Origin of the sequence: Actinomadura nitritigenes (genome assembly GCF_017573545.1) — a bacterium.
Taxonomy (GTDB): domain Bacteria; phylum Actinomycetota; class Actinomycetes; order Streptosporangiales; family Streptosporangiaceae; genus Spirillospora; species Spirillospora nitritigenes.
The window spans coordinates 81963-97787 of record NZ_JAGEOK010000025.1; the positions used below are offsets into that span (position 1 = coordinate 81963).

The 15825-nt window shown below is 71.9% G+C and carries 14 protein-coding genes; 1 reads left to right on the top strand and 13 read right to left on the bottom strand.

The genetic code is table 11. The features are described from left to right. Positions 1-51: 51 nt before the first annotated feature. The 8 genes from J4557_RS33215 to J4557_RS33250 all read right to left on the bottom strand — a co-directional run bounded on the left by J4557_RS33215 (position 52) and on the right by J4557_RS33250 (position 7869). Complete coding sequence (locus tag J4557_RS33215) at positions 52-861, bottom strand: HAD family hydrolase (protein ID WP_208270728.1); 810 nt, start codon at positions 859-861, stop codon at positions 52-54. Next, on the bottom strand, positions 858-1970 hold the full coding sequence (locus J4557_RS33220) for a cysteine protease StiP family protein (RefSeq protein ID WP_208270729.1): 1113 nt from the start codon (positions 1968-1970) through the stop codon (positions 858-860). Before J4557_RS33220 ends, J4557_RS33215 begins: the two co-directional genes overlap by 4 nt. Next, positions 1967-3388 carry a phosphoribosyltransferase family protein gene (locus J4557_RS33225; protein WP_208270730.1) on the bottom strand — a complete coding sequence of 474 codons (1422 nt, stop codon included), beginning with the start codon at positions 3386-3388 and terminating at the stop codon, positions 1967-1969. The genes J4557_RS33220 and J4557_RS33225 overlap by 4 nt, the downstream gene beginning before the upstream one ends. Beyond that, complete coding sequence (locus tag J4557_RS33230) at positions 3385-4590, bottom strand: HpcH/HpaI aldolase/citrate lyase family protein (protein ID WP_208270731.1); 1206 nt, start codon at positions 4588-4590, stop codon at positions 3385-3387. The genes J4557_RS33225 and J4557_RS33230 overlap by 4 nt, the downstream gene beginning before the upstream one ends. Positions 4591-4708: 118 nt before the next feature. Beyond that, positions 4709-5287, bottom strand: coding sequence for a TerD family protein (locus J4557_RS33235; RefSeq protein ID WP_208270732.1), 579 nt, complete (start codon positions 5285-5287; stop codon positions 4709-4711). A gap of 210 nt (positions 5288-5497) precedes the next feature. Further along, on the bottom strand, positions 5498-6619 hold the full coding sequence (locus tag J4557_RS33240; RefSeq protein ID WP_208270733.1) for a DUF475 domain-containing protein: 1122 nt from the start codon (positions 6617-6619) through the stop codon (positions 5498-5500). Between the two features lie 61 nt (positions 6620-6680). Then, entirely contained in the window at positions 6681-7259 is a 579-nt protein-coding gene (locus tag J4557_RS33245; RefSeq protein ID WP_190867757.1) for a TerD family protein, read from the bottom strand. 34 nt (positions 7260-7293) lie between these two features. Then, positions 7294-7869: a TerD family protein gene (locus J4557_RS33250; RefSeq protein ID WP_208270734.1), complete on the bottom strand. Its 576-nt coding sequence runs from the start codon at positions 7867-7869 to the stop codon at positions 7294-7296. Positions 7870-8025: 156 nt separating this feature from the next. On the opposite strand from J4557_RS33250, the gene J4557_RS33255 reads away from it, so the two are divergent. Continuing rightward, a complete protein-coding gene (locus tag J4557_RS33255; protein WP_208270735.1) occupies positions 8026-9276 on the top strand; it encodes a molecular chaperone DnaJ in 1251 nt (416 codons plus the stop codon). Between the two features lie 72 nt (positions 9277-9348). On the opposite strand, the gene efeB is transcribed toward J4557_RS33255, so the two are convergent. The 5 genes from efeB to dnaG all read right to left on the bottom strand — a co-directional run bounded on the left by efeB (position 9349) and on the right by dnaG (position 15666). Continuing rightward, entirely contained in the window at positions 9349-10623 is a 1275-nt protein-coding gene (gene efeB / locus J4557_RS33260) for an iron uptake transporter deferrochelatase/peroxidase subunit (RefSeq protein ID WP_243776732.1), read from the bottom strand. Beyond that, positions 10620-11747 carry an iron uptake system protein EfeO gene (gene efeO, locus J4557_RS33265; RefSeq protein ID WP_208270736.1) on the bottom strand — a complete coding sequence of 376 codons (1128 nt, stop codon included), beginning with the start codon at positions 11745-11747 and terminating at the stop codon, positions 10620-10622. Before efeO ends, efeB begins: the two co-directional genes overlap by 4 nt. A 104-nt stretch (positions 11748-11851) precedes the next feature. Then, positions 11852-12319 carry a YbjQ family protein gene (locus tag J4557_RS33270; RefSeq protein ID WP_208270737.1) on the bottom strand — a complete coding sequence of 156 codons (468 nt, stop codon included), beginning with the start codon at positions 12317-12319 and terminating at the stop codon, positions 11852-11854. A 189-nt stretch (positions 12320-12508) separates the two neighbouring features. Then, on the bottom strand, positions 12509-13654 hold the full coding sequence (rpoD, locus tag J4557_RS33275; RefSeq protein WP_208270801.1) for an RNA polymerase sigma factor RpoD: 1146 nt from the start codon (positions 13652-13654) through the stop codon (positions 12509-12511). Between the two features lie 71 nt (positions 13655-13725). After that, the gene (gene dnaG, locus J4557_RS33280) at positions 13726-15666 is read right to left on the bottom strand and encodes a DNA primase (RefSeq protein WP_208270738.1); all 1941 of its coding nucleotides are present in this window, start codon (positions 15664-15666) and stop codon (positions 13726-13728) included. Between the last annotated feature and the right edge of the window lie 159 nt (positions 15667-15825).

Below are 15825 nucleotides of genomic sequence, written 5' to 3' on the forward strand. Positions count from 1 at the left end.
GCGGCCCCGGCGAGCCCCCGCGCGGCGTCGTTTCCCGACGGCCGGGTCCGGTCAGCGGTGATTTTCCGCCCGGTGCAGCAGCCAGTTCGTGATCTCCTGGCCGGCGGCGATGCCGCGGGACGCGGTGACGGCGGTGGCCGGGGACGTCCAGCCGGCGTCGTGGAGCTCGCCGTGCGCGGGACGGACCGACGCGCGGGCGGCTTCGAGGAGTTCGGCGTCCAGCAGCGAGTCGCCGGCGGCGAGCATCGCGGACGCGCCGGTGCGGCGGGCGACCTCGGCCGCGGCGGCGGCCTTGGTGAGGCAGGCGGGCAGGCAGTAGACCTTGCGGCCCTGCAGGGACGTCCGCCAGCCGCGTTCGGCGCACCAGCCGGCGAGGTCGTCGACCCAGCCGGGCGGGAGCGCGGCGCGGTCGACGACCGTGTAGGCGAACAGGTCGGACGCGGTACGCCTTTTCAGCACGAACTCCCCGCCGGTCCGGACGAGGCGGTCGTTGATCTCGGCGAGCGGCGCGCATCCGTCCGCGATGCGGGCCCGCACGGACGCCGACCATGACGGGTCGTCCTCGCCGTCCACGAGGAGGTGGCCGCCGTTCGCGCAGATCGCGTAGGCGGGCTGTTTCTCCAGCAGGTGGACGCGCCGGTACTGCTCCGGTGTCCGCGTCGTCGTGGGGACGAACACGGCGGACGCGGCGAGGGTCTCCAGTGTGCGCGCGGCCGCCTCCGTCATGTAGGAGAGGGGAGCGCCCTGGTAGAACTCGACGCAGACGAGGCGCGGCATGGCCTCGTCCGGGCCGTCCAACGCGAACGCGGCCTGCGAGTAGATGAGCGTACGGTCCAGGTCCGAGCACACCAGCACGGTCACTGGACGGCCCCCTTGCCGAAGCGCGGGTGGATGAGCCCCATGCACGCGTAGGGGAACGCGTCCGGCTCGACGTCCACGACGGGCACGCCGCGTTCGTTTGCCAGAAGCCTGATGTGCGCCAGTTCGGGGCCCGCGTCCGCGCGCGCGAGGACCTTCCATGGGACGCGGCGCAGCAGCACCCGTGTCGTCTCCCCGATGCCCGGCTTGACCAGGTTGAGGTCGTCGATGCCGTGCTCCGCCGCCACCCCGCGGACCGCCTCCCATCCCGACCAGTCCGGCTCGCGGTCGGACGCCCGCAGGTCCGGCGCGTCCTTCGCGACCCGCTCCGCCACGTCCGCGAAGCGCGCGCAGACGGTGTCGAGGAACAGAGCGGACACGTCGTCGGCGGCGAGATCGGCGTAGGACTTGGCGCCGTGGAAGTCGCCGGGGCCGATCAGCTCGGCGTTCAGGACGGTCCGGCTGACCAGCCCGGACACGGTGGAGTTCAGGCACGCGGACGGGATCAGGAAGTCGTCGCGGGTGCCGTACAGCGGGGTGCAGCGGCCGGGATCCGCGAGGACGGCCAGGTCGGCGGGGAACCCGGTCCCGTCGAGCGCCGCGGTCAGCTCGCGCGTGATGGCGCCCTTGCCCGTCCACCCGTCCACGAACATCACCGCGGACGGGTCGTGCCGGGCGGCCAGGTACCGCAGCGCGACGGTGTCGATGCCCCGGCCCCGGACGATGCTGATCGCGTAGTGCGGAAGGTCCAGCCCGTGCGCGAAACGGGCCCAGCGCCGCACCAGGATCCCGACGGGGGTGCCCGCGCGCGCGAGCGAGACCACGACGGCGTCCGGGCCGCGCTCGGCGATGATCTGCTCGGCGACCAGTCCGGTCGCGTAGGCGAGCCGTTCCGCGGACGCCTCCAGCGCCTCCTCGAACAGCCGCCGGTACTCGGGGCCCGGCTGGTACTCGACGGGCAGCGACTCGGCGTAGTGGGCGCGGCCCGCCTGGATCGCGGCCTCGCGCTCCTCCGTGGGCGCCTCCAGCCGCGCGTCCGACAGGTCCTTCAGCAGCCACGCGACGTCCTCCGCCCGGTAGCTGCCGAAGTCCGGCCCGTACAACGGCCTCACTTGTCACCCCTATGGGACGGGACGGTGACGACCACCACGGGCGCGAGCGCGCGCAGGCGCGCCACCAGACCACCGGCGAGCATCTGGGTGTCGCCCACGTCGTCCACCACGAACACGATGCGGTCGAACGGCGGGCGGGAGGCGGCCGGAGCGACGTTGTAGGCGTACCGCTCCCCCGGGCCGTCCGCCGGGTCGTCGTGCGCCGGGAACGCGAGCCGGGTGCGGATCGCGTACCCCGGGTCGTCCACGGCCAGGACGGGTGAGCGGGTCGTCGTGGAGTACCGGACGTCCAGGCCCGGGAACGCGTCGGCGAGCGCCTCCGCCAGCCGCAGCGGCGCGTACATCAGCTCCTCGAACCCCAGCACGAGCACGCGGGACGCGCCTTCCCCGAGTTCCGCGGCCACGGCGTCGGCCATGCGCGGCACGTCCTTCTCCAGGGCCGTGCGATGGCCGGGCAGGAACCCGTGGCGACCGCCGTCGGGCACGCCGCTCGGCCAATCGAGCCGGACGCGCGCGACACCGAGCGCCGCGTCCCCAACGGCCGGCACGGCGGCGGCGGACAGCTCGGAGACGATCCGCGTTCCCTTCTCCAGGACGCCGTCCGGCAGCTCCACCCGCCCCCCGGCAAGGGAGACGGCGTCGATGCGCGTGCCCAGCCGTGCGGCGAGCTCGTCCACGCGCGCGCGGTCGGACGCGCCGCGCAGGTCGACCAGGGCCGCCAGGACGTAGTGCCTCCGGGGGCGCAGCGCGTGCAGCGCGGAGATCGTGTTCAGGACCGTCTGCCCCGTGGAGAGCTCGTCGTCCACCAGCACGACCGGGACGTCCCGGTCGAGCGCCGCCGGGTCGGACGGCAGCAGCAGATGGCTCGTCGCGTGGCTGTGCTCCTCCTCGAACCCGCCGTACGCGGCGAAACCCGGCACCGGCCGGCGGGTGGAGTGCAGGTAGTAGGCGCCGCCCAGGGCGTCCGCCACCGAATGCCCCAGAGCCGTCGCGGTCTCGGCATAGCCGAGCACGATGGCGTCCACGGGCGGACGCGGCTCCCGCAACGCGTCGCGCAACGAAGCGGCCGCGCCAGGCGCGCCCGCCAAGGCGTCCTTGAGCGGACCCGACGGAACGGACGGCGCCTCGTCGCGCAGGCGCGCGCGCACGAGCTCGCCCAGCAGCAGCCCCGACCCGTACACCAGCCGGGGATCGGTCGGGACGTGCTTGCCGAGCACCGCGGAGACCAGCAGATGCGCACGCCGCGGGTTGCGGCGGACCGCGAGTCCCACCATCGACGCCAGCCCGGCCCCCACCGGACGGTCGCCGTCGACCAGACGCACGCCGAGCCGGGACGTCACCCACGCCCCCGGCCACACCGGAGGCTCGGACCGCACGGCGCCGACGCCCCTCACCGCCTCATCGAGCCGCTCCGTCATCGGCTGTCCGCCGCTTCCAGGAGCTCGACGAACGTCACGTCCCGCGCCGCGACGCCGAACACGCGCGCGCGCAGCATGAGCCGTTCCGCCCAGGCGCGATGCGGTTTCGCCTCGTTCATCTTGTTCGCGTACGAGCTGGCCATCGCGCCGCCGCCCGCGTACCCGAGGATGTCGGCGGCGTCGCAGTACTCCTCGTGCGTCACGACGGACAGGGCGTGCACGGCCGCCACGTGGGTCGGGTGGATGACCGTCTTGCCCGTCAGTCCGTTGGCCTTGTCCAGATGCACTTCGCGGATCAGCCCGTCCAGGTCGGAGGTGATGAGGCGCTGCCGCAGCGGCGCGGCCCGCAGCGCCTCGAACGGCGACTGCCGCAGCTGCGGCTTGAACATCCGCTCCCCCGCCGAGAAGTACTCCCAGACCGGGCCGGTCACCACGAAGCCGCTGCCGTCCGCGCGGCCGAGCACGTTGACGATGTCGGTGATCGCCGCGGCGACCGGCCGGATGTCGTAGATCGTCAGGTCCGGCGGGCGGCGCAGCCCGTACGCCGCCGACATGTCGGTCGCGCCGATCCGGACCGCGAGGACCCGGTCGCGGTGCTTGGCCAGCAGCCGCGCCACGTCGTGCAGCACCTCGGTGCGGCTCTCGCTGTGCACCGTCTCCGGGCTCTCGAGCACCGGCATCGCCAGCAGCGGCAGCCCGGTGCGGGCCGCCGCGTCCTCCAGCGCGTCGAGGAACGCTCCACCGGAGTGCGCCGTGAACTTCGGCAGCACGAACCCGCTGACCAAACCGGCCGCGGGCCCCAGCCGGGCGGCGATGTCGCCGATCTGCCGGGGATCGCGGACCCGCACGAACAGCAGCGGCACGCCGCCGACGGACCCGCCGCCGTCCCGCTCCCCGCGGCCGTCCGGGTCGTCCGCGCGCCGGGCGTGCAGGTCCCGCAGCTGCGCGACCAGGTTGGCCTCCGCCTCCGGGACCTCGTCGTCGCCGATCGCGTCCTCCAGGCACACGACCATGCTCATCACGCCGCGCCGCGCCGCCTTCTCGATGTCGCCCGCGAGCCCGGGACGCGTGGCGGGGCAGTACAGGGTCGCGCCGAGCGCCACCGCCAGCACCGCCGGGTCGTCGTGCCGGCCGAACGGCCGGGGATGCCGGTAGAACAGGTGCTTCCGGTAGGCGGCGTCGATGTGATCAAAGTGCCGCATACCGGCCCCACATCACCGCGAGCATCGCGTCATCGCGGCACCGCGGTCACAGGTGCCTCCCACGTCGCACAGGCCTTCCGGATCACAGATGCCGTCCAGATCACAGATGCCGTCCAGATCACAGATGAACCGACACGGCCGGCAGCAGGTGCTGGAAGGTGCGGCCCGACGCGGTCGCGCCGATCGCGGTCATCGTCCAGCCCTCGCCGTCCCGCGACACCTTCGCCATGATCTGCGCGTTGTGCTGCCCGGCGCCGCTCAGGTCGTACCGCGCGATCTCCTGCCCGGTCGCCTCGTCCACCAGCCGGCAGAACGCGTTCTCGATCTGCGAGAAGTCCTGCCCAGTGAAGGAGTTCACCGTGAACACCAGCTGGGTGACGTTGGCGGGGACGCTCTGCAGGTCGACGTTGATGACCTCGTCGTCGCCCTCGCCCGCGCCGGTCAGGTTGTCGCCGGTGTGCTGGACGGACCCGTCCTTGCTGCGCAGCTGCCGGAACCACACCGAGTCGGCGAGGTTGCCGCTCGCGTCGAACAGCAGGCAGGACGCGTCCAGGTCGATCGACTGGGCCTTGCCCTTGCCGAACAGCCCCTTCTTCGCGACGGCGTCCCAGCCCAGGCCCATCCTGACCCGGGTGAGGGTGCCGCCGCCGGGCTTGGCCAGCGAGACCTTCTGCCCCTTCTGCAGCGAAATCGTCATCGTCGGCTCCTTTGGTGATGATGAGCGGTCGTCGCGGGGTGCGGACGGTACGGGTGTGCGCACGGTACGGGTGCGGATACGTAAGGGTACGGACGGTGCGGCCGTGGTCGGGTCAGGGTGTCGGACGGTATGGGGGCCGGACGGTATGGGTGCGGACGGTGCACCGTGCGCGGGTGCACCGTCCGTCGGAACCCGGCCGGACGGGCCGGATCAGACCTTGCTGGAGTGCAGCGGCTTGTCGCCGCCCGCTGCGGCGGACGGGCCGTCCTCGGCCCGGTTCCGCACCACGGAGCTGATGAACGCGGCGATGATCAGGCCCGCGCCGACCCCGCCGGTGAGCCACTCGGGGACGTGCCGGCCGATGCTGACCAGCATGCACACCGCGAGCGCGCCGATCGCCCAGTGGGCACCGTGCTCCAGGTAGACGTACTCGTGCAGGGTGCCCTTGCGGACCAGGAACACCGTCAGCGACCGGATGTACATGGCGCCGATGCCGAGGCCCAGCGCGATGATGATCGGGTCGGTGCTGATCGCGAACGCGCCGATGACGCCGTCGAAGCTGAACGAGGCGTCCAGCACCTCCAGGTAGAGGAACAGGAAGAACCCGGCCTTGCCGGTGGCCAGCGCCAGCGAGCTCGGCCCGGACCGGGCCGGCGCCCGCTCCGCGGCGGGCTCGGCGCCGTCCCCGTCCTCGTCGTCCTCGTCCTCGGTCGCCTCGGAGAACAGCTCGCCGAGCCCGTTCACCAGGATGTAGGTGACCATGCCGAGCACGCCGGCGATCATGACCTGGCCGGGCTCGTCGGCGAACAGCCCCGCGGTGAACGCCAGCGCCCCGCCCGCGACGACCACCGAGAGCTGGTCGAGCTTGCCGATCCGCTGGAGCGGCGCCTCCAGCCACGGCAGCCACTTGTCGGCCCGCTCCTCGAACACGAAGTCCAGGAACAGCATCAGCAGGAACATCCCGCCGAACGCCGCGATCATCGGATACGCGTCGTTCATCAGGTGGTGGTACTTGTGCGGGTCGTTCAGCGCCAGGTCGAACGCCTCGAAGGGGTTCAGCTTGGCGGTGATGCCGACGATCAGCAGCGGGAAGATCAGCCGCATGCCGAACACCGCGATCGCGATGCCGACGGTCAGGAAGATCTTCTGCCAGAACGGGCTCATCCGGTCCAGCACCTTGGCGTTGACCACGGCGTTGTCGAACGACAGTGAGATTTCCAGCACTGCGAGGACGGCGACCAGGGCGAGCCCGGTCCCCCCGTCGTAGAGGGCGGCGACCAGAAGGCCGAGGACCGTGATGCCGAAGGCCCATCCGAAGGTGCGAAGAATCATGCGCGTATTTCTCTGAGAGTGGACGGCCGGCCCGGCCGGCCGTCCTGCGGGGCGGCGGCCGTCAGCCGACGTTGACGCCGAAGTCCATGGCGATGCCGGCGAGGCCCGAGGCGTAGCCCTGGCCGACGGCCCGGAACTTCCACTCGGCGCCGTGCCGGTACAGCTCGCCGAAGACCATGGCGGTCTCGGTGGAGGCGTCCTCGGTCAGGTCGAAGCGGGCGAGCTCGCTGCCGTCGGTCCGGTTGACGATCCGGATGAAGGCGTTGCGGACCTGCCCGAAGTTCTGCTGCCGGTTGTCGGCGTCGTAGATCGACACCGGGAACACGATCCGGTCGCAGTCCTGCGGCACGGCGGTCAGGTCGACGTTGATGGACTCGTCGTCGCCCTCGCCCTCGCCGGTCAGGTTGTCGCCGGTGTGCTCGACCGAGCCGTCGGGGCTCTTCAGGTTGTTGAAGAACACGAAGTGCTGGTCGGAGATCACCTTGCCGGACGGGCCGAGCATCAGCGCGGAGGCGTCCAGGTCGAAGTCGGCGCCGGTGGTGGCGCGCACGTCCCAGCCGAGGCCGACGGTGACGGCGGTCAGATTGGGCGCGGCCTTCGTCAGCGAGACGTTGCCGCCCTTGGCGAGTGAGACTCCCATGTTCGGGCCACTCCCTTCCCGGGGTTGAGGTCGTTCAGATGTTGACGCCGAAGTCCATCGCGATGCCCGCGAGGCCGGACGCGTAGCCCTGACCGACCGCGCGGAACTTCCAGTCCGCCCCGTTGCGGTACAGCTCGCCGAAGACCATCGCGGTCTCCATGGACGCGTCCTCGGTCAGGTCGTAGCGGGCCATCTCGGACCGGTCGCCCTGGTTGAGCACCCGGATGTAGGCGTTGCGGACCTGGCCGAAGTTCTGGCCGCGGCTGTCGGCGTCGTAGATCGACACGGCGAACGCGACCCGCTCGGCCTCCGCGGGCATCGCGCCGAAGTTCACGTTGATCTGCTCGTCGTCGCCCTCACCGGCGCCGGTGGTGTTGTCGCCGGTGTGCTCGACGCCGCCGTCCGGGGTCCGCAGGTTGTTGAAGAAGACGAAGTGCTGGTCGGTGAGGATCTTTCCGGAGGCGTCCAGCACCAGCGCGGACGCGTCGAGGTCGAAGTCGGTGCCCGTCGTGGTGCGCAGGTCCCAGCCGAGCCCGACCGTCACGGCCGACAGGCCGGGGGCCTGCTTCGTGAGCGAGACGTTGCCGCCCTTGCTGAGACTGACTCCCACGGCGTTCCTCCAAGATCGCATGACGTACCGGACGCCGGGCAGGCGTCTCGCTATATCGACGCAGCAGCGATGCTATCCGTTCCATCCGTTGTGAACCCATTACGCGAGAACTCCTGGACTGCGCGAGACTGGGCATGAGGACGAAGGGAGGCGGCGTTGCGGGGAACGGGCGACCAGCGGCGGCGCGGCAGGGGCGGTCAGGCCGCCGACGCGGCGATCCAGGCGCGCGAGGCGGCCGCCACCGCCTTCTACGACATGGACCAGGCGCAGAAGTTCCTCGACGGGCGCGTCACCGTCTTCGAGGATCTGGACGCGGCGGCCGCCGCGCCGGTCCGGCGGGAGTTCGCCGGGCTCTCGGAGGCCGCCGACGCCGCCTCCGTGGCCTACATCTCCGTCCTGGACGCCCACGACCTCGATGACCGGGAGCGGTCGCCCGCCGAGTACGACGCGGCCCGCAGGGCGTTCATGGCGTCCACGGAGCGGCTGCAGCAGATCACCCGGAACCTCAACGGGTTCGCCGAGCGGCTCGCGCAGCGGATGGCACGGCTGGAGGCGGCCCTCGACCAGCTTCCGCCGCGCCTCACCGCCGCCCGGGAGGCCGTCGCCGCCGCCGACGCCGCCGTGCAGGCCGCGCGGGCGGCCGGGATGGACGCCTCCGACCCCGAGGCGGAGCTGGCGCGGGCGAAGGAGGCCCTGGCGCTGCTCGGCTCGCAGGGGCTGGGCGGGCTCGGGCTGGACGGGGCGATGCGCAAGGCCGACGAGGTGCGAGTGATCGCCGAGAGCGCCCGCCTGGCGGCCGAGGAGCTGCCGAGGATGGCGGAGAAGGTCCGCAACTCGCTGGCGTCCGTCCGCACCCGCGTGGACGTCGTCGCGAACCGCGTCGGGCCCGTCCGGGAGGCGATGAAGGCGCTGCTGCGCGCCTACTCGCAGGCCTGCTGGCAGGACCTGCGGGGCGCGCCGGAGGCGATCGAGGCGGGCGTCGAGCGGGCGCGCGAGCGGCTGAACGAGGCGATGGCCCTCTCCCGCGCCGCCGAGTGGAAGCGGGCGCAGCAGGCGCTGACCGCCGCGCGGACCGAGCTGAACGGGGCCGACCGGCGCGCCGGGCAGGTCACCGGGCGGGTGACGGAGCTGGAGGCGGTCGCCGCCGACCCCGAAAAGCCGGTCGAGAGCGCCCGGTTCGCGGTGCGGGACGCGCAGCGGCTCGCCATGGCGCAGCCCGGCGGCGCCGCGCCGCACCATGCGCGCGCGCTGGACGCCCTGGTGGAACGGCTGGAGCACGCGCCGAAGCGCCTCACCGGCGCGCACCCGGACTACTGGGCCTACCTCCAGGAACTGGAGTCGATCAAGACGGCCGCCGGCGACGTGGTGACCCGCATCCGCTCCGAGCGCGCCGGAAGCGGCTCCTGAGAGCCGCCCCGGCGGACCGGCGGGCGTGCCGTCGGCGTCGTCAGCGGGCCCTGCGGCGACATCGGCGAACCCCTAAGCGAACAGGGTCTCGCCCCAGTAGCCGCCCTTCTTCACGCCGGGCGGGCAGGCGAAGATGCCCGATCCGACATGCTGGATGTACTCGTTCATCGCGTCGGACGCGAGCGACTCCTGGATCTTGATGAAGCCGGTGCGCGGGTCGCGCTGGAACGCGATGAAGAACAGCCCCGCCTCCAGGCGCCCCAGCCCGTCCGAGCCGTCGGTGAAGGAGTAGCCGCGCCGCAGGATCCGCGCTCCGCCGTTGGAGTCGGGATGCGCGAGGCGGACGTGCGCGTCCGGCTTCATCCGCGCCAGGACGGGCTTGTCGCGCTCCTTCTTCTCCCCCACCGGCGCGCCCTCGGCCTTGGTCCGGCCGAAGACGTCCTCCTGCTCGCGCAGGGACGTCCGGTCCCAGGTCTCGATGTGCATGCGGATACGGCGCGCCACCAGGTACGAGCCGCCCGCCATCCAGTCCGAGCCGTCGCCCTTGCCCGCCCAGACGTGCTCGTCGAGCAGCGCCGTGTCGCTGGTGCCGATGTTGTCCGTGCCGTCCTTGAACCCGAAGAGGTTCCGCGGCGTCTGCGCGTCGGGGGTCGTCGAGGACGTCTTGCCGAACCCGAGCTGCGACCAGCGGACGCCGACGACGCCCATCCCGATCCGGGCCAGGTTGCGGATGGCGTGCACCGCCACCTGCGGGTCGTCCGCGCAGGCCTGGACGCAGATGTCGCCGCCGCTGCGGTCGGGGTCGAGGTTCTCGCCGGAGAAGTGCGGCAGGTCCACCAGCGCCGCCGGGCGCTTCGCCTTGATCCCGAACCGGTCCGCGCCGTCCTTCTCGAACAGCGTGGGGCCGAACCCGATCGTCAGCGTCAGCCGGGACGCGGGCAGCCCGAGGGCCTCGCCGGTGTCGTCCGGCGGCGCCACCCCCACCTTCGGGATCGCGCCCTCGCCGATCGCCCGCCCCGCGGTCATGTCGGCCGCGGCCTCCGTCCAGTCCTTCAGCATCCGGACGAGCTTGCCGCGGTCGCCGGTGGTGACGTCGAACGCGGCGAAGTGCAGCCGGTCCTGGACGGCGGTGGCGATGCCCGCCTGGTGCGCGCCGTAGAACGGGACGGCGGCCGCCGTGCCGGCGTCGCCGGTGTCGGCGGAGGCGACCCGGTCCAGGCCGGCCCCCGCCGCGGCGCCGACCAGCAGGCTGGCGCCGGAGAAGCCGAGCATCCGGCGCCGGGACATCCCGGCGCGCGGCGCGTCCGGCGAGCGGGACCCGGGGTCCGACGGACGGGACTGCGTCATTTCGCCACGACCTCCGCGAGCTTGGACAGGGGCTCGCCCAGCGCGTTCACCGCGTCGGCGAGGTTCTTGCGGTCGTCCTTGCCGACCTTGTCGTAGGAGACGTAGCCGTCGCCCTCCTCGTGCTTCTTCAGCAGGGCGTAGACGGCGTCGAAGTTCTCGTCCAGGTCCTTGGCGAGCTGCGCGTCCTTCTCCTGGACGACCGGCTTGAGCAGCTCGTAGGCCTTCTTCGCGCCGTCCACGTTCGCCTTGAAGTCGACGAGGTCGGTGTGGCTGTAGGTCTCCTCCTCACCGGTGACCTTGCCGGTGGCGACCTCGTCCAGCAGGCCCTTCGCGCCCGCGGCCATGTCGTTCACCGGGTCGAGGGTGAGGCCCGGCAGCCGGCCCTTCAGCGTCTCCAGGTCCGCCACGAGCTGGTCGCCGTACTTCTCCTTGCCCTTGACGGAGCCGTCCTTGAACAGCGCCTTCTCCAGCAGGTGCCAGCCGGACCAGTCCTTCTTCTCGTCCGGCTTGAGGTCGGCCTCGCGGGTGTCGACCTTGCCGTCGATGTCGCTGAACTTCTCCGCGACGGACTCGATCGACTCCCAGCCGACGCGGGACGGCGCGTACAGCTTCTTCGCCTTCTCGACGTCGCCGGCCTTCACCGCCGCGACGAACGGCTTGGTCCTGGCGATCGTGTCGTCGAGCTGGGCGATCACGTACGCCTTGTAGTCGGTGGCGGCCTTGGTGAGCCGCGGGTCGGCGCCGCCGCCCTGGCCGGTGACCGTGATCTCCTGCGAGGGGCCCTTGCCGGTCTGCCCGGCGCTGCACAGCAGCTTGTACTTGCCCTCCGGCAGGTTCACCACGAAGTTCACGCTGGTGCCGGGGCCGATGTTCTCCCGCTCGGCGAGGATGCCGCCGTCCGCCTTGAGCACCTCGAACTCGTTGACCTCGGAGCCCTTGTTGGTCACCTTGAAGGAGTTCTTGCCGGCGGGCAGCTCGGTCTTGCCGACCTCGCACTTGTCCTTGGACGCCGTCACCGGGACGGCCCCGGCGGCGTCCGCCTTCCCGTCACCGCCGCACGCCGCGAGCAGGGACATCGACACGGCGGCCACGCCGGTGAGGGCGAGCACGGGGACAGGGCGCATGGGGACTCCAGGATGCAATGGTTAGGCTCACCTAAATTAGCCAAGGCTGCCCTCATCGCGTCAAGTCGCCCCCGCGACAGTGAGGCATCCCACGTGCCGCGCGGTCAGCGCGGACGGTCGTTGATGCCCATCGTGAGGTTCCGCGCGGCCATCGGCGGGCCCGACTGCGGGTCGCCGTACGGCGGCAGATGCCCCTGCTGGGGGTGCTGCAGGTGCTGCGGCGCCTGGTGGTGCGCCGGCTCGCGCGCCGCGGGCTCCGCCCACACGGCCGTGCCGTACGCGCACACCTCGTGGCCCCCGCCGGGCAGCACCGCGGTGTCGAACCGCATCCCGACCACGGTGTTCGCACCCTTGCGGCGCGCCTCCTCGCCGAGCCGGTCCACCGCCTCGCGGCGCGCGCCCGCCAGCCCGAGGGCCGGGCGGTCGCCCGTCACCCGGAACGTCGCGCTGCTCCCCGCGTGCCCGGGCTGCTGCATCCCGGCCTGATCGGTCTGGACGGCCGTCCCCAGGACCTCGCCGAGCACACTGCGGATCTCGTACCCGGCAACGCCATCAGTCGTCACGATCAGCATGGCCATTACGGTAATCCACCATCCGCCCGAAATGCGACGTCAGGCACCGAATCAACGGACCGCGCCGCGCACGGCGAGCGAACGGCGCGCACGGCGAGCGACCGCCCTCCGGACCGCTCGGGCCCGGAGGGCGGGCGCCCCCTGTCGCTCTCCCCCGCCCGATCCCCGGTCCGGGCGGGCGGGCCGCCGCTACTCGAGGTACTCCCGCAGCATCTGCGCGCGCGACGGATGCCGGAGCTTGGCCAGGGTCTTGGACTCGATCTGCCGGATCCGCTCCCTGGTCACGCCGAACTCCCGGCCGACCTCCTCCAGCGTGCGCGGATGCCCGTCGGTCAGGCCGAAGCGCAGCTGGATGATGCGCTGCTCCCGTTCCGACAGCGTGCCGAGGATGTCCTCGAGCTGGTCCTGCAGCAGGATGAACGCGGCCGCCTCGATCGGCACGACCGCGTCCGCGTCCTCGATGAAGTCGCCGAGGTCGGAGTCCTCCTCGCCGATCGGCGACTGCAGCGAGACCGGCTCCTGCGCGATCCGCTGGATCTCCACGACCCGGACGGGCGGCAGCCCCATCTCCAGGCCGATCTCCTCGGGGGTGGGTTCGCGGCCGAGGTCCTGGTGCATCTGCCGCTGCACGCGGACCAGCTTGTTGATCGTCTCCACCATGTGCACCGGGATCCGGATGGTTCTGGCCTGGTCGGCGATCGCGCGGGTGATCGCCTGCCGGATCCACCAGGTGGCGTAGGTGGAGAACTTGAACCCCTTCGTGTAGTCGAACTTCTCGACCGCACGGATGAGTCCGAGATTTCCCTCCTGGATGAGGTCGAGGAACAGCATTCCCCGGCCCACGTACCGTTTCGCGATCGAGACCACCAGCCGCAGGTTGGCCTCGATCAGCCGTTGCTTCGCCCGGACGCCGTCGCGGGAGAGCAGTTCGAGGTCGATCCGCTCGGCGTGGGAGAGGACGGCCGTGCGCGCCATCTTCTCCTCGGCGAACAGTCCCGCCTCGATCGATTTCGCCAGTTCTACTTCATCTTCTGCCGTGAGAAGCGGTACGCGCCCGATCTCTCTCAGATAGATCCGGACCAGGTCGCTCGTCGGCGCCCGCTTGCCGAGGTCTCCCTCATCCGCTCGCGCGACGTCCTCGGTCTCCTGCTGAGATTCGAGGACCTCTACCCCCTGCTCTGCGAGCATCCGGACGACCCTCTCCAGGGAGTCGTCCGGCAAGTCCGAGCGATCGAGAGCAGCGGCGACGTCTTCGACGGTCACACCGCCGCGCTCTCTGCCGCGTGCGACGAGGTCCGCCACCTGATCAACCGATGGCGCCTCGCTTGGCAGCACCGAAGGGCCCACGCAGACAGTCTGCGACAGATGCGGCCTAGATCACAGGACCCATTTCGCAGGGGAAACGGCTACTGGGATCCAAGCCCTCGCTCCCGCAACACCCGTCTCTGCTGCTCAAGCGCGACAAGATCGCCGAAGAGCCGGTTGTACTGTTCGGGGTCCTCGACCGGATTCAGCCGCTGGAGTTTAGATTTGGCGTCGGCGATCATGCGGGTGAGCTGGCGTTCCTGTATTCGGGCCAGCAGTTCCACGGCATAGCGGTCGTCCGATTCCTGCGCGGACCGTACCGGCTCGACTCCGAGCATCGTGATCAGATCCCTGACCTGCTCGTTCGGCGCCCTCTCCAGCAGCGTCACGGCCCACTCCGAGGCGTTGCCCGCCGCGGTCACGCCGCCCGCCTGCGCGATCACCGCGCGCACCGCGGCGTGCGGCGGCGCGATGAACGCACCCTCCGGGACCTCGTCGAACACCGGCCCGAGCATCGCCGGGCGCTGCACCGCCAGCTTCAGCAGCTCCCGCTCCCGCTGCACCTCCGGGTCGTTCGGGTCGTACGCCGGCCGCCGCGGCACCGCCCCGTTCCCGCCGCCGTTGCCGTTCCCGCCGTTGCCGTTCCCGCCGCCGTTCTGCGGGACGGAGCCGCGCCCGTTGCCGCGGCCGTTCCGCGCCTGCGCGTGCCGCCGGTTCGCCAGCTCGCGGACCCGGCGCAGCACGAACTGCTCGTCCATGATCCCGAGCCACCGGTCGAGGCTCACCGCGTACATCTGCCGCAGCGCCCGGTCCTTGATGGCCGCGACGACGGGCGCCGCCGCGTCCAGCGCGGCCAGCCGCCCCTCCGCGGTGTCCAGGTCGTGCTGCTGGATCGCGCTGCGCACCGCGAACTCGAACAGCGGCAGCCGCGACGCCACCAGGTCGCGCACCGCCGCGTCGCCGTGCCGGATCCGCAGGTCGCAGGGGTCCAGTCCGTCGGGCTGGACGGCCACGAACGTCTGCGTGACGAACTTCTGCTCGTCGGCGAACGCGCGCAGCGCCGCCTTCTGGCCGGCCGAGTCGCCGTCGAAGGTGAAGATCACCTCGCCGCGGAACTCGTCCTGGTCCATGAGCAGCCGGCGCAGGATCTTGATGTGGTCGTCGCCGAACGCCGTCCCGCAGGTGGCGATCGCCGTCTGCACCCCGGACAGGTGGCAGGCCATCACGTCGGTGTAGCCCTCGACCACCACGGCCTGCCGCCGCCGCGCGATCTCCTTCTTCGCCAGGTCCGCCCCGTACAGCACCGAGCTCTTGTGGAACAGCGGCGACTCGGGGGTGTTCAGGTACTTCGGTCCGTCGTCGTCCTCGTAGAGGCGGCGCGCGCCGAACCCGATGACGTCGCCGGACAGGTCGCGGATCGGCCACATCAGCCGGCCGCGGAACCGGTCCATGGGGCCGCGCCGCCCCTCCTTGGCCAGGCCGCCGGCGACGATGTCGCGGTCGGCGAACCCGCGCCCGCGCAGGTGCCGGACGAGCCCCTCCCACTCGCGCGGCGCGAACCCGACGCCGAAGTGCGCCGCGTCGGCGGCCTCGAACCCGCGCTCGGACAGGAACGTGCGGCCGATCGCGCCCTCCGGCGAGGCGAGCTGCTCGGCGTAGAACTCGGCCGCCGCCTTGTGCGCCTCCAGCAGCCGCGCGCGCTGCCCGGTGTCCTGGCGGGGGCCGCGCCCGCCGCCGTCCTCGTAGCGGAGCTGGATGCCGACCTGCGCAGCGAGCCGCTCCACCGCCTCGGAGAACGACAGGTGCTCGATCTCCTGGACGAACTTGATGACGTCGCCGCCCGCCTCGCAGCCGAAGCAGAAGTACAGCCCGCGCGAGGGGGTCACGTTGAACGACGGCGACTTCTCGTCGTGGAAGGGGCACAGGCCCTTGAGGTTGCCGCCGCCCGCGCTGCGCAGCTGCAGGTACTCGCCGATGACGTCGGCGATGGACGACCGCTCGCGTACGAGCGCGATGTCCTCATTGCGAATACGGCCTGCCACAGCGAAGGAGTCTACGGCGCCCCGGCGACATCCAAGGCATCACGCCTCAACCCCCTCTGCCCCCGGCTCCAGCCCGCCCCGCACCCGGTTCGGGCGCCGGGTGCGGCCGGCGCGACCACCGGGACGGGCGGGTCCCATGTGGCCGGACCTGGCCTTGTT